General features: G+C 54.3%; 15 protein-coding genes. 3 read left to right on the top strand and 12 right to left on the bottom strand.

The features are described from left to right. Positions 1-42: 42 nt before the first annotated feature. The 3 genes from ACFL9S_RS09610 to ACFL9S_RS09600 all read right to left on the bottom strand — a co-directional run bounded on the left by ACFL9S_RS09610 (position 43) and on the right by ACFL9S_RS09600 (position 2,684). On the bottom strand, positions 43-315 hold the full coding sequence (locus tag ACFL9S_RS09610) for a YfcL family protein (protein WP_405261636.1): 273 nt from the start codon (positions 313-315) through the stop codon (positions 43-45). A 30-nt stretch (positions 316-345) separates the two neighbouring features. Beyond that, positions 346-894 carry an elongation factor P hydroxylase gene (locus ACFL9S_RS09605; RefSeq protein ID WP_405261635.1) on the bottom strand — a complete coding sequence of 183 codons (549 nt, stop codon included), beginning with the start codon at positions 892-894 and terminating at the stop codon, positions 346-348. A gap of 155 nt (positions 895-1,049) precedes the next feature. After that, positions 1,050-2,684: a methyl-accepting chemotaxis protein gene (locus tag ACFL9S_RS09600; protein ID WP_405261634.1), complete on the bottom strand. Its 1,635-nt coding sequence runs from the start codon at positions 2,682-2,684 to the stop codon at positions 1,050-1,052. Positions 2,685-3,281: 597 nt separating this feature from the next. On the opposite strand from ACFL9S_RS09600, the gene ACFL9S_RS09595 reads away from it, so the two are divergent. Next, the gene (locus ACFL9S_RS09595) at positions 3,282-5,861 is read left to right on the top strand and encodes an EAL domain-containing protein (RefSeq protein ID WP_405261633.1); all 2,580 of its coding nucleotides are present in this window, start codon (positions 3,282-3,284) and stop codon (positions 5,859-5,861) included. A gap of 68 nt (positions 5,862-5,929) precedes the next feature. Here the strand turns inward: ACFL9S_RS09595 and ACFL9S_RS09590 are convergent, their stop codons facing one another. From ACFL9S_RS09590 to prmB, 4 genes are read right to left on the bottom strand one after another with little or no spacing between them, the layout of a single operon-like run. Further along, a complete protein-coding gene (locus ACFL9S_RS09590) occupies positions 5,930-6,727 on the bottom strand; it encodes a sulfite exporter TauE/SafE family protein (RefSeq protein ID WP_405261632.1) in 798 nt (265 codons plus the stop codon). Between the two features lie 13 nt (positions 6,728-6,740). Beyond that, a complete protein-coding gene (gene mepA / locus ACFL9S_RS09585; RefSeq protein ID WP_405261631.1) occupies positions 6,741-7,568 on the bottom strand; it encodes a penicillin-insensitive murein endopeptidase in 828 nt (275 codons plus the stop codon). A 3-nt stretch (positions 7,569-7,571) separates the two neighbouring features. Then, positions 7,572-8,657, bottom strand: a complete 1,086-nt coding sequence (aroC, locus tag ACFL9S_RS09580; RefSeq protein ID WP_405261630.1) for a chorismate synthase — start codon at positions 8,655-8,657, stop codon at positions 7,572-7,574. A 25-nt stretch (positions 8,658-8,682) separates the two neighbouring features. Continuing rightward, positions 8,683-9,615 (bottom strand): 50S ribosomal protein L3 N(5)-glutamine methyltransferase, encoded by a 933-nt coding sequence (prmB, locus tag ACFL9S_RS09575; RefSeq protein ID WP_405261629.1) that lies wholly within the window; start codon positions 9,613-9,615, stop codon positions 8,683-8,685. Positions 9,616-9,803: 188 nt separating this feature from the next. Between prmB and smrB the strand changes: the two genes are divergently transcribed. Beyond that, complete coding sequence (gene smrB, locus ACFL9S_RS09570; RefSeq protein WP_405261628.1) at positions 9,804-10,361, top strand: endonuclease SmrB; 558 nt, start codon at positions 9,804-9,806, stop codon at positions 10,359-10,361. A 60-nt stretch (positions 10,362-10,421) separates the two neighbouring features. Here smrB and sixA read toward each other — a convergent pair whose 3' ends face one another. From sixA to ACFL9S_RS09550, 4 genes are all read right to left on the bottom strand, one after another. Beyond that, positions 10,422-10,904 (bottom strand): phosphohistidine phosphatase SixA, encoded by a 483-nt coding sequence (sixA, locus tag ACFL9S_RS09565; RefSeq protein WP_405261627.1) that lies wholly within the window; start codon positions 10,902-10,904, stop codon positions 10,422-10,424. A 170-nt stretch (positions 10,905-11,074) separates the two neighbouring features. Further along, entirely contained in the window at positions 11,075-13,228 is a 2,154-nt protein-coding gene (gene fadJ / locus ACFL9S_RS09560) for a fatty acid oxidation complex subunit alpha FadJ (protein ID WP_405261946.1), read from the bottom strand. Then, on the bottom strand, positions 13,228-14,538 hold the full coding sequence (gene fadI / locus ACFL9S_RS09555; RefSeq protein WP_405261626.1) for an acetyl-CoA C-acyltransferase FadI: 1,311 nt from the start codon (positions 14,536-14,538) through the stop codon (positions 13,228-13,230). Before fadI ends, fadJ begins: the two co-directional genes overlap by 1 nt. Before the next feature lie 212 nt (positions 14,539-14,750). Further along, a complete protein-coding gene (locus tag ACFL9S_RS09550) occupies positions 14,751-15,047 on the bottom strand; it encodes a YfcZ/YiiS family protein (protein WP_405261625.1) in 297 nt (98 codons plus the stop codon). A gap of 377 nt (positions 15,048-15,424) precedes the next feature. Between ACFL9S_RS09550 and fadL the strand changes: the two genes are divergently transcribed. Then, complete coding sequence (gene fadL / locus ACFL9S_RS09545) at positions 15,425-16,762, top strand: long-chain fatty acid transporter FadL (RefSeq protein WP_405261624.1); 1,338 nt, start codon at positions 15,425-15,427, stop codon at positions 16,760-16,762. A 59-nt stretch (positions 16,763-16,821) separates the two neighbouring features. Here the strand turns inward: fadL and mlaA are convergent, their stop codons facing one another. Further along, positions 16,822-17,583, bottom strand: a complete 762-nt coding sequence (mlaA, locus tag ACFL9S_RS09540) for a phospholipid-binding lipoprotein MlaA (protein WP_405261623.1) — start codon at positions 17,581-17,583, stop codon at positions 16,822-16,824. Positions 17,584-17,590 lie beyond the last annotated feature (7 nt).

Genomic DNA, 17,590 nt, shown 5'->3' with positions numbered 1-17,590 from the left:
ATACAGGGCAGAAGGCCTTCTGCCCTGAGGATGGTACGGCGTTTACCGGGCCTGCTGGAACAGCCTGTCCCACATGCTCATCACCAATACCTGGTCACGCGGGGAAAGCTCACCCGCCTTGATCGCTTTATCCAGGCTGAGTTGCACCTGAGTCTGCAACGCTTCCGGCGTATGTTCACCAGCCTGTTCAATTTCAGCCACGGCCAGCGTCAGATGACCCCGCAGGTAACCCCCAGCAAACAGCTCGTCGTCGCTGGCATGTTCTACCATGTCATCAATCAGGCCCAGAATACGCGCCTCAAATTCATCGATCATAAAATCCTCTGTAAGCTATTCGCTCCCCGTTCAGCACAAATCTTCCGGCCAGGGAAACAGTGCCGCCGTCAGCGGTGGAGTTGAGTAAAACGAGCGAAGTTCAGTAATCAGCCGGGCCGGGCGCGCAGGAATGCCCTTCTCCAGATAGTTCATCACCTGAGCATGAACTTTACGCTGGAACGCAATGCGATCCGGTTCACAATCACCGTCAAGATTGTCACAACTTACATTGAACGGAAAGCCTGCCGCAACACTTAACAACCACTCCAGCGCCTGCGGTTTAATCTCTACGGATTCAAACTGGCCCTGTGTCTCAGCATCACGCCCGTCCGGGCAGTACCAGTAGCCAAAATCCACCCGCTTGCGGCGCTCGGCACCGGCAATACACCAGTGGGAAATTTCATGCATTCCGCTGGCGTAGAACCCGTGGGCAAACACCACCCGGTTCCAGGGTGACGTGTCGTCAGCAGGAAGATAGATCGGTTCGTCATCACCTTTAATCAGGCGGGTCTGAAAATCATTCATAAAGCAGCGATCGAAGATGTCGATCAGATCCTGATAGCGGTGTTGCTGGCTCATAGCGGTTTGTCATGTCAGTAAAAAACGCGCAATTTTGACATTTTGTCAGGCAGGTTTCGAGAACTATTCTCGTTTTTTAGAAGGAGGCATAACGGGGGAAAAAACGGCGATCCCCGCCACTCACAGGGATCACCATCGGTCGAACACATGCTAAGTCAGAAAGACTCCCAGCCGACCGCAGAGGCTGACGTCGCCGCAGGTTTCAATTTTTTGGCTTTTTCCTTCACCGGATGTGCTTCCTGCTGTGCCCCAGGTAAACGGAACACATTCACCATTTGCTGCAGTTTTGAAGATTGCTCTTCCAGGCTGCTTGCTGCCGACGAGGATTCCTGAACCAGAGTGGCATTATGCTGCGTAGTGGTATCCATTTCGGTCATCGCCTGAGCAATCTGACCGATCCCACGGTTCTGTTCGTCGGAGGCGGAGGCAATTTCCTGCATCAGTATTTTGACCTGAGTCACTGAGTGAACAATACCACTCATACTTTCGCCTGCTAAATCAACCTGATGAACACCATCCTCAACATGCTTCACGGACTCCGCAATCAGCGTCTCAATCTCTTTTGCCGCCTGCGCACTGCGCTGTGCCAGCGAACGAACCTCGGCAGCAACCACCGCGAACCCGCGCCCCTGATCGCCAGCCCGAGCCGCTTCCACGGCCGCATTGAGCGCCAGGATATTGGTCTGGAAGGCAATGCCGTTAATCACTGAGGTGATATCCGCAATACGGCGTGAACTTTCGCTGATGTCTCTCATGCGGGTGACCGCAGAACTGACTACGCTGCCCCCTTTCACCGCAGTATCTGAAGCCGTTGCCGCCAGCTCACTGGCCAGCTGGGCATTGTGGGCGTTTTGTTTCACGGTGGAACTTAACTCTTCCATGCTGGCTGCCGTCTCGACAACGGCAGCGGACTGCTGCTCGGTGCGCGCCGACAGTTCCTCATTACCTTTGGAGATTTCTTCCGCCGAACCACTCACCGACTGCGACGCAAGCCGCACCATCTGCATCGCCTCCGCCACACGTTCAACCAGTTGGTTAAAGGCGGTGACGGTCAGACCAATTTCATCCTGTCGGCCGGCTGCCATACTCTGGCTTAAATCCAGGGTTTCACTGATGGAAACGATACCGCTTTGCATTGCATTAAGACGGCGTCTGATGTTCATCACCGTGATCAAAGCGAATGCGCCCAGCACGAAGGTAGCGATCACCGTGGCGGCCACAGAAAGGATCATGGAATTATCAATCAGGTGACTGCTTTTAGTGTTAGCCACCTTAACCAGTTGATTGTTGTAGTCGATTTGATCTTTAAAATCCTGAACCAGCTTGTCAATTTGTACGGTGACAAACCCATCATTGCGCATCGCCTGGTTAATCGCATGGCGATCGTTGGATTGAGAAATACGGAAGTATTGCGTCATTGTTCCTTTAAAGCTCTCGAGATCGGCCTGCGTCTTGTTCGATAACGCCAGATCGCGATCGTCAGAAACCAATTCCTTAATATAGTGCTGATGTAACACCATCAGATCGCTCATCGTGGCTTCTGACTTCGCTTTAATGGTGTTCATCACAGCCGGATCTTCAGTTAAACCATGCTGATAGAGTGCAGAACGAATAGCTGATAATTTTAAATTTTCATTATTCATCACAGTAATACTTGGCAAAGTATTCTCCTGAAAATAATGAGCATCCTTACTAATATTAAATAAAGAGAACATAGAAATGACATTGGTAATAATTAAACTTAGTATAAGAAGAGAAAAGGCCAAAAGTAACCTTTTGGTTATATTCATGATACCTCCAAATGCTATCTTCCTCACTCAATGAGTGATGTTTTTAATAAAATCATGAACGCTGGAAATTATTGCACCATGATAGCGCAGCCGCCCTCCAGCAGTCAGGATACCATCGCTATCTGGCAGAGGAAAAACACTCTGTGTTTAAATACATTTACCACCAACCCTATTTTAATGACGTGAATTCCATCACAATTAATCGATCTTGATATACAGCATTATTGGTGAACATCACTGCATTGACTGGATTTACCGTGATACCGCCCTTCTGAAGCAGGAGTGCTCTGGCATCCAGTTATCATCAAGAAAAATTAAGGAAACCTTAAGAAAAATAAATATTTTTATTAGTATAAAGTTTTATGAAATGCCGCCGATAACTGACATTGATACCATTATAAAAATAAACCTTAAAAGACTTTATTTAAACCAACAAAATCTTTAACATTAAATTAAAAGCTTAATTCGCTAACATAAAGAACACACCAAAAATGCTCAAATGAATACCGTCAGCACCGGGGGAATTAAGAAAAAATACGTGACAGGGATGTCCTGAAATATTTCTAACTTATTAATGGCCATTTCAGGCGAATGTCAATGAAGAAAAAATCAATTCAAACCAACGCCTTGTTCAACAGAGAAGCGAGTGGGCTGGTTAAACAGCCCATGCTCGTTATGCTATTGTTGCTCGGGACGCTATTTCTTTTCGCCATCGTTGCGCTGTTTTACATCGCCGATAAACAAAACACTCATGAAGATAAACACCTCCAGTTACTGATGGGGAAAGCGATAGAAAACCGTCAGGAGATTATGCATGCCCATACCATGGACAACGCCGACTGGGGCGAAGCCTGGAGAAACCTGCATCTGACGGTGAACACCAAATGGGCCTGGGACGATCAGAACCTTGGAGAATCCCTGTATCACCGATTTCATTATGAGGGGCTTTTCGTTGTCTCTCCACAGGGAAAAACGCGTTACAGCGTGCTCGGAGGGCAATTAAATCTGCAGATGATTGCCACATGGTTGGGCAAAGATCCCCTGCCCCAGCTTAACCAACGGCTGAATGCGTCAGGAGGAAATGCCATCTCGATGCTGGTAGTCTCACAGGGGCAAGTCACCATCATCAGTGCCGCCTGGATTACCCCCGACGGCGCGGCCAGTGAAGACACCGATAACGGCCCGCACTCAATACTGATCTTCGCCGACAGGCTCACCCCGGAGAAGCTGACTGCTATGGCGCTGGAATATGGTATCCAGGGCGCACAAATCCTCAGCAGGCAAAACGCCCTCCAGTATGAAGGCCCTAATATGCTGGCACTGCCCGCCCTGGGCGGTACGGCCATGTTTGCCTGGCAAAGTGATAATCCCGGTAATGCACTGGTAACGGGTATTCTGCCTGCGCTGGTGTTGCTGATGTGTATCACCTTGCTGACCGCCCTGATGCTGATAAAAAATGCCCTGCGTAAAGCGCGTCTCAGTGATGAGAGTCACTTCCTGCTGGAGCAGAGCAAAAAGGCACTCTATAACAGCGAATGCCGCTTCAGAGATGTCGCTGAAACCACCACGGACTGGATTTGGGAAGCGGATGAGAACTTAAGGTTTACCTGGATATCCGAACGTTTCCCGGTGATTACCGGCTATCACATCTCTGACTGGATTGGCCGCAAAGCGACGGAGTTCCTGCTGAATGACAGCAATGCTGTATCCCGGCTTACTTATCTTTGCCAGTCAGGTGGCCGTATCACACTACCCAGCAGCTGCTACCGCTCTGCGCAGCAACATCAGCGCTACTGCAATATGATTGTTAAACGCGTTTTCCTTCCGGGCGGTCAAACGGGTTTTCGCGGTACCGCCACCGATGTGACCCAGGAAGTGGCCGCCCAGGAGCGTGTGCGCTATTTATCGCACTTCGATGAGTTAACCGGCCTGCCTAATCGCGTGCAGATGAAAGAGTTCCTTGAGGGTAAACTGAATTCTGCCCCCAGCTCTAAAAAGCAGCTGGCCATTATGATGGTTGACCTTGATAAGTTTAAACCGGTTAACGATGTCTACGGGCATGCGGCCGGTGACAGAGTGCTGCATGAGGTCTCTGCCAGGCTGCGCGCCTGCCTGCAAACATCCGGTATGGTGACCCGTCATGGCGGTGATGAATTTATTATTATTCTGCCGGAGGTTCAGGATCCGGACGATATCGTCACCCTGTGCCAGCAGATTATTGCTGAGATTAACCGGCCATTCCTGATTGCCAACTGTGAAATATTTATCGGGGTCAGCCTGGGTATTGCCCTCTCCCCTCAGGACGCCCGCACCGCCAGTGACCTGCTACGTTATGCCGATATTGCGCTCTACAAAGCCAAAAATGAGGGACGTAACCAGTGGGCATTCTTCCAGCGGGACATGGGCGAAAAAATTGTCCAGCGCCGCGAGATGGAGCAGGAGCTACGCGAGGGGATCCGCGCAGGCCAGCTGCGTCTGGTTTATCAGCCACGTTTCGATACCCGCACATCCAGCATCACAGCGGTAGAAGCGTTAGTCAGGTGGCAACATCCCACTCACGGACTGCTGATGCCCGATCAGTTTATCTCTCTGGCGGAAGAGACCGGGCTGATCAATGCGCTCAGTGACTGGGTTCTGCACACGGCCTGCCACGAAACACGGCATCACCTGCCAGGATTATCCGTCTCCGTGAATCTCTCTGCGGGCGAATTCCAGGAACAGAGTTTGTACAACAGAATACAAGACGTTTTAAACGTGTCCGGGCTGGAAAGCTCACGACTGGAAATCGAAGTCACTGAAAATGTGACGTTAAGGGATCCGGTCAAAACCCAGAGAGTGATGCTGAAGATTAAAGAGCTGGGGGTGAAGTTCCTTATCGATGATTTCGGGACGGGTTTTGCCTCACTGAGTTATCTGAGGACCTTCCCGTTCGACGGTATTAAACTGGATAAATCCTTTATTTTCCCGATGGATGATTCGATAAGTGCACGGCAAATCGTCGAGAATATGATCGGCCTTGGTAAAGCGTACTCACTGGATGTCACCGCTGAAGGGGTTGAAACACAGCTGCAACAGGATCAACTAACGCAGTTGCAGTGCGACAGCTTGCAGGGGTACTACATTGGCAAGCCGATGGCGATTGAAAAAGTCAAAGAACTCACCCTCCAGCCTACTTAACGTCTGCGCCTGCTGGCGCACCGGAGGATGTAAGGGCTAACCGTCTTTTTCGCTCAGCCCGGCAACATTCAGAGCTGATGGAACCAGGCGATGATCTCCGTGCCGTGGCTGTCATACAGCAACTTGGCACTCATCACAGCAGACACAATCACAATCATCGGGCGGATCAGCTTCTGCCCTTTGGTCAGCACCATTCTGGCGCCAAGCCGTGCGCCGCAGACCTGACCCACGAGCATCACCAGCCCCACCAGCCACACCACTTTGCCACCTATCATAAACAGCAGCAGACCGCCGAGATTGGAGGTGAAGTTAAGGACTTTGGCATGAGCGGTCGATTTCGCCAGGTTGTATCCGCACAGCGTGACGAACGCCAGCGCATAAAACGAACCCGCGCCAGGGCCAAAGAATCCGTCATAAAACCCCACGCATCCCCCGGCTACCAGCGCAAACGGCAGACCGTGCAGACGACGCTGACGATCTTCCTCGCCGATCTTCGGCATCAGCAGGAAATAGAGACCAATGGTAATCACCAGCAGCGGCAGCAACTGGCGCAGAATATCACCCTGCACATGCTGCACCAGCAGCGCACCGCTGATGGAGCCTAAAAAGGTCAGCGCAATATTCAGCTTCTGTTCGCGTAAATCCACGGCTTTGCGGCGAATAAAATAGAGACTGGCGGAAAACGATCCGCCTACCGATTGCAGCTTATTGGTCGCCAGCGCCTGGGCCGGGGACAGCCCCGCCGCCAGCAGTGCGGGCACCGTCAGTAAGCCGCCGCCACCGGCAATCGCATCGATAAAACCGGCCAGTAAGGCGACCAGAAACAACACGCCCAACAGCCACGGGGCAACGCTTACCCATTCCATTTATCGTTGTGCCTTACAGTAAATGTTTATCCAGCAGAGCCTGGCAGGATGGCGGTAACGGCGGTGGCTCGCGCTTCACCGGCGGTGTACTGCCCGGTTTGGCGGGCACAAACCAGCTTTGCAGCTCGGCACCACAGCCATCACCCGGTGGCGGGATCGGCTGGTCTTCACACTGTACACTGCCTGCCGGGCAGCGCAGGCGCACATGCATGTGCGCACGGTGCTGGAACCACGGACGCACCTTGCGTAACCACTCACGATCGCTACCGGCATCTGCACAAAGCTGCTTTTTAATCGCCGGATTAACGAAAATACGCGTCACTTCATTATCTTTCGCTGCCAGCTTAATCAGGCTGTCGATTTCCGGCTGCCAGTGGCGCGCCACCACATTTTTACCGTCGGCAGCCACCAGGTCAAGCGGCTGAGGTTTCAACAGCATTTGCTGTGTCCAGCGCTGCTTCGGGAGCTGTAACCAGATATCCACATCCAGCCCGGACTGATGGCTGGCGTGACCGCTGCTGAAGCGACCGCCTGCCGCCATGCCCATATCACCGACCAGCACTTCGCCCAATCCCAGTTGGTTGGTCCGGGTGCTGAGGCGCTGAATAAACGCAATCAGGTCCGGGTGACCAAAATAGCGACGCTGGTCGGTACGCATCACCTGATAACCGGATGCTTCCAGCGGCAACGGCTGTGCGCCAATAATGCAGCCGTTAGAAAAGGCACCAATCGACTGCGGCGCACCGCTAATCGGCTGATGAATTGTCTGCCACGGCGTGGCGGCCTGCGCGGTCGCCGTCGATATCACCAGCGCACACAGCGCCATCAGCGTCTTTTTCATCGGTTACCAGCGTGGGTAAGTGGTTTCAACATCGGCATTCTGCGCACGGTGACGCAGCAGGTGATCCATCAGCACAATCGCCATCATCGCTTCGGCAATCGGCACTGCGCGGATCCCCACGCACGGGTCGTGGCGGCCTTTGGTGATCATCTCGACTTCTTCACCGCTGCGGGTCAGCGTTTTACCCGGAACGGTAATGCTTGAGGTCGGCTTCATCGCCAGGTGAGCGATAATGCTCTGCCCGCTGCTGATGCCGCCCAGAATGCCGCCCGCGTGGTTGCTCTGGAAGCCGTTGGCACGAATTTCATCACGGTGTTCGCTGCCGCGCTGGCTGACCACGGCAAAGCCGTCGCCAATCTCGATGCCTTTGACCGCATTGATGCTCATCAGCGCGTGTGCGAGGTCCGCATCCAGACGGTCAAACACCGGCTCCCCCAGACCTGCCGGAACGTTTTCTGCCATCACGGTCACTTTGGCACCAATGGAGTCGCCCTCTTTCTTCAGGGCGCGCATCAGTTCGTCCAGCGCGTCAATTTTATCCGGGTCCGGGCAGAAGAACGGGTTCTGCTCCACCTGGTCCCAGTCTTTCAGTTCGCAGGCCACGTCACCAATCTGCGCCAGATAGCCGCGCACGATAATGCCGTGTTTCATCTCAAGGTACTTTTTCGCAATCGCACCGGCAGCGACGCGCATCGCCGTTTCACGCGCCGATGAACGGCCACCGCCGCGATAGTCGCGGAAACCGTATTTCTGATCGTAGGTGTAATCCGCGTGACCGGGACGGTAGAGATCTTTGATCGTACCGTAGTCCTGCGAGCGCTGATCGGTGTTTTCAATCAGCAGACCAATACTGGTTCCGGTGGTTTTGCCTTCAAACACCCCGGACAGAATTTTCACCTGGTCCGGTTCACGGCGTTGGGTGGTATAGCGCGAAGTGCCAGGGCGGCGGCGATCGAGATCGTGCTGCAAATCGGCTTCGGTCAGCGGGATGCCCGGGGGCACGCCATCAACAATACAACCGAGGGCGATGCCGTGTGATTCGCCAAACGTCGTGACCCGAAATACTTGTCCAATGGTATTACCCGCCATGCTGGCTCCTCGCTAAAATGGTGAATCAGTCTTTATAGATTTTAAAGTGATGTTGTGCGTCGATAATTTGTTGTTTTGTCAGCATAAACACGCCGTCGCCACCGTTATCGAACTCCAGCCAGACGAAAGGCACATCCGGGTACTGATCGATCATATGCACCATGCTGTTGCCCACTTCGCAAATCAGCACGCCCTGCTCACTGAGGTAGTCCGGTGCGCAGGCAAGAATACGGCGGACCAGTTTCAGGCCATCGCTGCCAGCTGCCAGACCGAGTTCCGGCTCATGGCGGTATTCGTTAGGCAGGTCGTCCATATCATCGGCGTCGACATACGGCGGGTTAGTAACAATCAGGTCGTACTGCGTCTTCGGCAGTTCGCGGAACAGGTCGGCACGGATTGGCGTCACGTGGTGATCCAAACCGTGTGCACCAATGTTCTGCTCGGTGACCGCCAGCGCATCGGTGGAGATATCCACGGCATCCACTTCAGCATTCGGGAAGGCATAAGCACAGGCGATGGCGATGCAGCCGCTGCCGGTACACATGTCCAGAATATGCTGGGGTTCATGGCTGATGATGCCGTCAAAGTGGCTGTTAATCAGCTCACCAATCGGCGAACGTGGCACCAGCACGCGCTCATCAACATAAAACTCATGGCCGCAGAACCAGGCTTTGTTGGTAAGGTAAGCCACCGGAATACGTTCGTTAATGCGACGGATCACTCGCTCAACAATGCGGTGACGCTCGCTCGAGGTCAGGCGCGCAGTGCGCATATCTTCCGGGATATCCAGCGGCAGATAGAGCGTCGGGAGCACCAGCTGAACAGCTTCGTCCCAGGGATTGTCAGTGCCGTGGCCATACCAGATATCAGCAGCAGAAAAGCGGCTGACCGACCAGCGCAACATATCCTGAATAGTGTGCAGTTCATTGACTGCTTCATCGACGAAAATTTTGTCCAAAGTGCCCTCCGCAGGCCGTTCTGTTAAACCCGGGCGCTAGTTTGCCACGAAGCTTGAGATAATTCAGCGCGAGGGGGCGAAAAAGCTGAGATTTGTTTCAGCCACGGGCGAGGAAAAGGTAGACTGATCCCAAATTGTGGATGAAATGACCCATAACCGAATACACCGACTTCATAGCGACCCCTGAAATGAGTAAAAAAGAGAAGCTAAACGCAGAAGATCAGGCGCTATTTCGCGGGCTGATGACCGGCATACGCAAGCTGACCCAGGACACGATTGTTCATAAGCCGCCGCGCAAAAAGATAAGCGAAGTCCCTCAGAAACGCCTGCTATCCGAGCAGATGGACAACAGTCACTATTTTTCCGATGAGTTCCAGCCGCTGCTGGCGACGGAAGGCGCGGTGCGTTACGTGCGAAGGGATGTTGATCACTATGAGTTGAAAAAACTGCGACGTGGGGATTACAGCCCGGAAATTTTCCTCGACCTGCACGGGTTAACCCAGAAGCAGGCCAAGGAGGAGCTTGGTGCACTGATTGCCGCCTGCCGCCGCGAACATATCTTCTGTGCCAGCGTGATGCACGGCCACGGCAAGCATGTTCTTAAACAGCAGACACCGCTGTGGCTGGCCCAGCACCCAATGGTGATGGCCTTTCATCAGGCACCGAAGTTGTTTGGCGGAGATGCCGCCCTGCTGGTGTTGATTGAGATTGAAGAGTGGATGCCGCCGGAATTGATGCTGCCGTAGTGCGAAGCAGATTATCGGCACGGGATGACCGGAAAAGAAGGTCATCCCCTGGTTCAGGTGTTACATCGCTTTCGCTAACTTGGCAGGGGAAACCTGCCATTCCAGCTTGCCGGAGGCGTTCTCCGCATCGAAGTCAATGCAGGCAATCGCCGAGGTGGCAAACATCGGTGGCGCTTCCTGCGGGCATAACTCAGCCACCAGATAGCCCACCAGCGGCAGGTGTGAGATCACCAGCGCCGATTTAACGCCTTCGTTAGCCAGCACCTGCAGGTAGCAGGCCACTAAACCAGGATCGCCGCCCGGTGTCAGTTCTGGCAGCACATCTTCGCCTTCTGGCAGGGACAACACTTCACGTACCTGATTCAGTGTTTGCCGCGCGCGCAGATAAGGACTGACCAGTACCCGCTCAATATCCACTGACTGGCCGTTAAGCCATGTCGCCATCTGGCGAGTCTCATCACAGCCGCAATGGGTCAAAGGCCTGACAGAATCACTTGCTGCATCTAACGCTGCATCGCCGTGACGCATAATGAAAACTTGCATATAGCACCGCTGTTGTTAAACAAAAACGCCGGGGGACAACGCCGTCCGACTCTTCATCCAGAGAATGAACGCTGTGTTGTACCCCAATGCCTTGAGTATAGTCAACCGATTGTTTACTTAGTGAGCGGCTTGCAGATTACCCCGCAAACATCATTCACTACCCTGCCAGACTAACCCGCTGAATCAGTGCAACTATTCAGCTTAACTTCCGGTTTATAGAAGGTTTCCTGGGCGTCAGCCATTTTTTTCAAACGTTCACAAGGGGCAAAACGCGGCCCGTGACGCTGCATAAGCTGTTCTAAACTGTTCACCACTTCACCAATACCCAACTGGTCCATATAGTGGAATGGGCCGCCGAGAAACGGCGGGAAGCCGATGCCAAAAACAGCACCGATATCACCGTCACGCGCGCAGGAAACCACCTCGTCATCCAGCGTACGTGCAGCCTCATTCAACAGCATCATCACACAGCGCTGAGCGATATTCTGTGCGCTGAGATGGTGTTTTGCACTGATATTCAGCAAGCGATAAATCGCGCTGTCCGGCTGTTTTTTGCGCCCTTTCTGCGGATAAAGGTAAAAACCACGGCCGTTCTTCCGGCCTTTGCGATCGTCCTTCAGCACCGCATCCAGCGCGGCGGGCAGCGCAAAACGCTCGCCCCAGGCCTGTTGCAGGATCGGCATAATATGCGTGCCGACATCAATCCCCACTTCGTCCAGCAGTTGCACCGGACCCACCGGGAAACCAAACTGCACCAGCGCGTGGTCGATAGACTCAATCGGTTCCCCTTCCAGCAGACAGTGCATCGCTTCAATCATATAGGGAGCGAGAATACGGTTAACGTAGAACCCGGCCCGATCGGCGACCACAATCGGTGTTTTACCCTGTTTCTTTGCCAGCGCCACTGCCGTGGCCACGGTTTCCGCCGACGTGCCCGCGTGAGGGATCACCTCCACCAGCGGCATTTTTTCCGGTGGGCTGAAGTAGTGCAGACCAATGACATTCTCTGGCCGCTGCGCACCTGAGGCGATATCCGCAATCGGCAGCGAGGATGTATTAGAGGCGAACAGGGTGTCCGGCGAACACTGTGCCTCAACCTCAGCCACCATTTTTTGCTTCAGCGCCAGATCTTCAAATACCGCCTCAATCACCATATCGCGCTGGCGGAAGCCCTGATAGTCAGTGCCACCACTGATCAATGCCATCTGCTGCTGACGCTCTGCCGCACTCAGGCGGCGGCGTTTGACCTGCTGGCTCAGCACCTGCCAGCTGGTTTTCAGCGCATGGTTGATGCCGTCCACGTTCACATCCTTAATACGTACGGGCAGCCCGGCGCGGGTCGCAGTGACGCAGGCAATACCGCCCCCCATCAGGCCACCGCCCAGCACACCAATCCGCTTCAGCTCACGCGGTGCTGCCAGGGCACCCGGATCTTTTTTCAGCGCAGTGGTGGCGAAGAACAAACTGCGCAAGGCGGCGGACTGCGGCGTCATCGCCAGATCGCCAAACGCCTGGGCCTCGGCGGCATAACCGCTGCCGCTGCCCTGCTCCAGCCCGCAGCGCACCACGCTGAGTATTTTGTCCGTCGCCGGGTAATTGCCGTGGGTTTTCGCCTGGGTCTGGCGTTTTGCCAGCGCGAAAAGGATCGCCCTGCCCGCCGGGCCGGTTAACAGCCGCTCCCGCAGCGGTAACGGCTTTCTGGCGCTGCGCGCTTTCAGCGCCAGCTTCACCGCCGTCTCCAGTAAAATACTCGGTGCCACCGCCTCATCCACTAAACCCCATTTCAGGGCAGCATGTGCACGCAGGGTTCTGCCAGTCAGGATCATGTCCAGCGCAGTCGATGCGCCAATCAGGCGCGGCAACCGCTGCGTTCCCCCGGAGCCAGGCAATAACCCCAGCTGAACTTCCGGCAGGCCGAGACGGGTTTTATCATCCAGGGTACAAACGCGATGATGGCAGGCCAGCGCCAGCTCCAGGCCACCGCCAAGGCAGGTACCGTGTATGGCGGCCACTACCGGCACCGGCAGCGCGGCGATCTCCGCCATCACCGTCTGTCCTGCATGTGCCAGCGCGCTGGCCTGCTCTGCTGTGTGACAGGCCGCGATCATGCTGATATCTGCCCCGGCAATAAAAGAGTCGGGCTTGCCGGAGATCAGCACCAGCCCGGCCAGTTGCGGATTGGCCCGTGCCTGCCGCAGAACATCGCGGATCTGCCCGGCGAAGGCCTCCTTCAGCGTGTTCATCTTCTCGTCCGGCACATCAATGGTGATCACCCCGACGTTATCCAGCCGCATGCTGAGCGTAAATGCCGTTTTCTGTTCCATCATTCCGCCTCCAGAACCATTGCCGCACCCAGACCACCGGCGGCGCAGGCGGTCACCAGGCCCAGGCCACCACCGCGCCGACGCAGCTCATTCAGTGTCTGGGTGATCATCCGTGCCCCGGTCGCAGCAAACGGATGACCATAAGCGATAGAGCCACCCAGCACGTTGAACTGCTCCTGATTCACCTCGCCCAGCGCGTGGGGACGGTTCAGCACCTCGCGGGCAAAGCGCTCATCCGCAAACATCTTCAGGTTCGCCAGCGTCTGCGCCGCAAAGGCTTCATGCATATCAATCAGTGAAAGATCGGCCAGCGTGATCCCCGCGCGATCCAGCGCCAGCGGCGAGGCATAAGAAGGCCCCAGCAGCATATCCCGGCGCACATCAATGGCGGTAAACGCGTAGCTGCGCAGGTAGCCCAGCGGCACCATGTCCAGTTCGCGCGCGCGGGATTCGGTCATCAGCACTACCGCCGCCGCACCGTCGGTGAGCGGCGTGCTGTTTGCCGCCGTGACCGTGCCGTGTTTGCGGTCAAACGCCGGACGCAGACGGGCATAGTCTTCCGGGCGGGATTCGCTGCGAACGTTGTTATCCTGCTGTACAGGCTGCTTCCACGGCGGTGCATAAGCGGTCATCACCTCGTCATTTAACAGCCCCTGCTGCCAGGCTCGGGCCGCATGAAGATGGGAACGGTGCGCCAGTGCATCCTGCTGCTCGCGGGTAATGCCATGATCTTTCGCCATCTGCTCGGCGGTGTCGCCCATGCGCAGCCCGGTGGAATATTCCGCCACCGCAGGCGGCACCGGCAGCACATCGCGTGGACGCAGCTGGCTGAGGAGTTTGAGTTTCTGCGGCAACGTGCGTGCTTTGCTGAGATCCACCAGCACCCGCGCCAGCGTTTTACTGACACCAATCGGCAGCACGGAAGAGGAGTCCGCACCACCGGCAATACCCGCCTGAATCGTCCCCGCCAGCAGGCTTTCGGTCACATTCGCTACCGCCTGAAAGCTGGTGGCGCAGGCGCGGCTGACGCTGTAGGCATCGGTGTGCACACTCAAGCCACTGGCCAGCACAATTTCACGCGCAATATTGGGGGCTTCCGGCATCTGCACGACCTGGCCGAACACCAGCTGTTCAATGGCGTCAACGGGGATCTCGCTGCGCGCCAGCAGTTCACTGATCACCATGCGCCCCAGTTCCAGCGCCGGAATGCCGTGAAACGCGGTGGCCTGACGAACAAAAGGCGTGCGCAATCCGTGAGTGATCGCGATACGGTCACCCTGACGTGTCAGCAAAGGGTTGGCTTTACTCATTATTCTCACCTTTCAACTCCCTGTAGCGTCGTATTGCAGGTGCATGGGCAGCAATACGCGGGATCGGAAGCATATCTTAGATAGACGGCATCATTGCCAAGAGGTCTGACCTGATCAGTGTTAACCAGATTAATGACGGGCGCTATGGCAGAAGGGAAAAAATGCGAGAAGACACACGATTCTGGTGGAGGGTGGGCACCCTCCACCGGGGATTAACGCAGGCCCAGCTGGAAAATCATCGTTTCCGCCTGGCAGCTAAACGTAAACTCACAGTCCAGTTTGACACCGGCCGGGGTTTCGCTGAAGCGGCTCTCAATCAGGCAAGGTTCTGACTCAACGGCACGCGCTTTGTCAGTCAGCGTCCGCAGCATCGCTTCAGCCTGTTCACGGCGTTCAAATTCCTGGCTGTAGCTGGCAGTACAGTCCGTGTTATCCATGATTGTCCCGACATCAACACAGCAACAAGCGGCGGTTTCACTGGCGTTACAGCGGTTAATAGCTTCAGTCATACATCCTCCGGCATACCACCCACTATCTGGCGGCAGGTTAATTTAGATAAGTGTAAGTCTACGCCTGAGCCTGTTTGCGCTCCAGCCATCCGGGGAAAAGAGCGCGTTAAGTGATGAAAATCACACTATTACTTGATCCGAAACAAGTCAGACTGAATCATCAAAAAATTGATTGTAAGGTTTTTGTAACCAAGATCGCTTTTTTGGCATCAATTTATAAATATTTGAAAAACAATATTGCAACATAGACACAGGTCAGACCTATACTTGGCCCACTGGTCTGATTTGTTGGTTGTCTGTCAGTCCCTAGAATCCGCGATCCCTTGTTACTTTACGTAACAGAGCTTAAATAAAAATCAGATAATGAGGTTGTGGTTATGAACCATAAAAACCTGTTTGCTAAGTCTGCACTCGCAGCAGCAGTGGCGCTTGTTTCTTCAAATGCTTTGTCGGCCGGCTTTCAACTGAACGAATTTTCAACCATCGGTCTTGGCCGTGCTTATTCCGGTGAAGGCGCGATGGGCGATACCGCTGCATCAGCCAGCCGTAACCCAGCCACAATGGCATTAATGGATCGCCCTGAGTTTTCCATCGGTGCGGTATTTATCGATCCCGATGTCAATATTCAGGGGCAATCTGGCGCAGGCAACAGTCTGAACGCCGATAATATTGCGCCGACGCAGTGGGTACCCAATATTCACTACGTGCAGCCACTGAACGATCAGTGGTGGATTGGCGCCTCAGCAACCAGTAACTATGGTCTGGCAACAGAATTTAATGACGGTTATGCAGGCGGTCCGTTTGCCGGAAAAACCGATCTGATGACCATGAACCTGAACCTCAGTACTGCTTATCGCCTCAACCAGAATTTCAGCTTCGGTGTTGGTGTGAATGCCGTTTACGCACGGGCGAAGATCGAACGTAACATCGGTGAGCTGGGCGCTTTCCTGCCCGCCGCAGGTTTACCCGCCGCTCCGGCTGATACCCAGATTGCTCACCTGAAAGGTGACGAATGGGGCTATGGCTGGAACGCCGGTATTCTGTATGAAGTGGATGATAAAAACCGCTTTGGCCTGAGCTACCGTTCAGAAGTGAAAATCGACTTTGATGGTGACTACAGCAGCGATATTCCGGTGGCCTATAACCCGATCGGCGGACAGTTTGGTCTGCCATCCGGTACGGGCGGTAACACCGTTTCAGGATCGCTGTCACTGCATCTGCCGGAAATGTGGGAACTGTCTGGATACCACAAGGTCGCACCACAGTGGGCGGTTCACTACAGCCTGGCGTATACTAGCTGGAGCCAGTTCCAGGAGCTGAGAGCAACCGGCAGCAATGGCCAGGATCTGTTCGTTAAAGATGAAAGCTTCCACGACGCTTACCGCATCGCGCTGGGCACCAGCTACTTCTACGATGAAAACTGGACCTTCCGTACCGGTATTGCCTTCGATGACAGCCCGGTTCCTGCCGATAAACGTTCCATCTCGATTCCTGACCAGGATCGTTTATGGCTGAGCGCCGGTACCTCTTACGCCTTTAATAAAGATGCGTCGGTTGATGTCGGTGTTTCTTATATGCACGGCCAGAAAGTCACGGTTAAAGAAGGGAATGATCCTGTCGCGACGGCACAGAATGGCGGCCAGGCCACACCTTATACCTTTACTTCCAGCGGCAAAGCCTGGCTATATGGCGCGAGCTTTAACTATAAGTTCTGATAACAGCGCTTTATCAACTCGAATAAAAAAACCCCACTTCGGTGGGGTTTTTTTATTATTTACTGCGAATCAATATCACCCAAATCCCCTTTAATTGCTGCGGCATTTGGATTTTCCTGCGGAATTAATTTTCCATCGCTGGCGAGGAAATCATGATGCTGGAAATAAGCCGCACGCATAAAGGCGTAAGGATCGTTGGAATTTCTCAAAATCGCTTCTGAGTCGAGCAACTGCGCACGGGTTTCAATGCCTTCCAGTGCCCATTTACCGGCAGACATCCACCAGGTCAACCAGAGCAGCGGCGGATAAACATCATCGACCAGTCCACCAATATCTTCACGCGGCGTAAAACCGCCGTAACCCGGCACTTCTACATAGGTGCCATATCCCACGCCGTAGTGCCCCAGCGTGCTACCGAAAGCGCGGTTCTCTTCTTTCGCCAGTTTCGGGTTAGCCATTGATGCCACATCAATCAGACCGCCCATACCCAGCAGGGTGTTCAGGAAGAAGCGGTTGAAGTGCACCATCGCCTTATACGGGTTCCCTTCAATAAAGTAGTTCACCATTGAAGCGGGTTCATTCAGGTTGCTGAAGAAGTTGCCCATCCCGTTACGTGCAGGCTGTGGCAGATAATCACGCCAGGCTACCGCAACCGGACGCAGAACATACGGATCCAGAACATTATAGTTAAAGTCGAACATCGAACGGTTGAAGCTTTCCAGAGGATCGGCATGGCCCTGCGGCGCATTCGCCGTCTCAGAAGAGGCACATCCCACCATCAGTACGCTTGCCAGCACTAAGCCCGTCAGGCGATAGTTCATCGTTTTC

The organism is Erwinia sp. AnSW2-5, assembly GCF_045107195.1.
GTDB lineage: Bacteria > Pseudomonadota > Gammaproteobacteria > Enterobacterales > Enterobacteriaceae > Erwinia.
The sequence above is the reverse complement of the archived record's forward strand: the minus strand, read 5'-3'. Positions and strand labels throughout refer to the sequence as shown.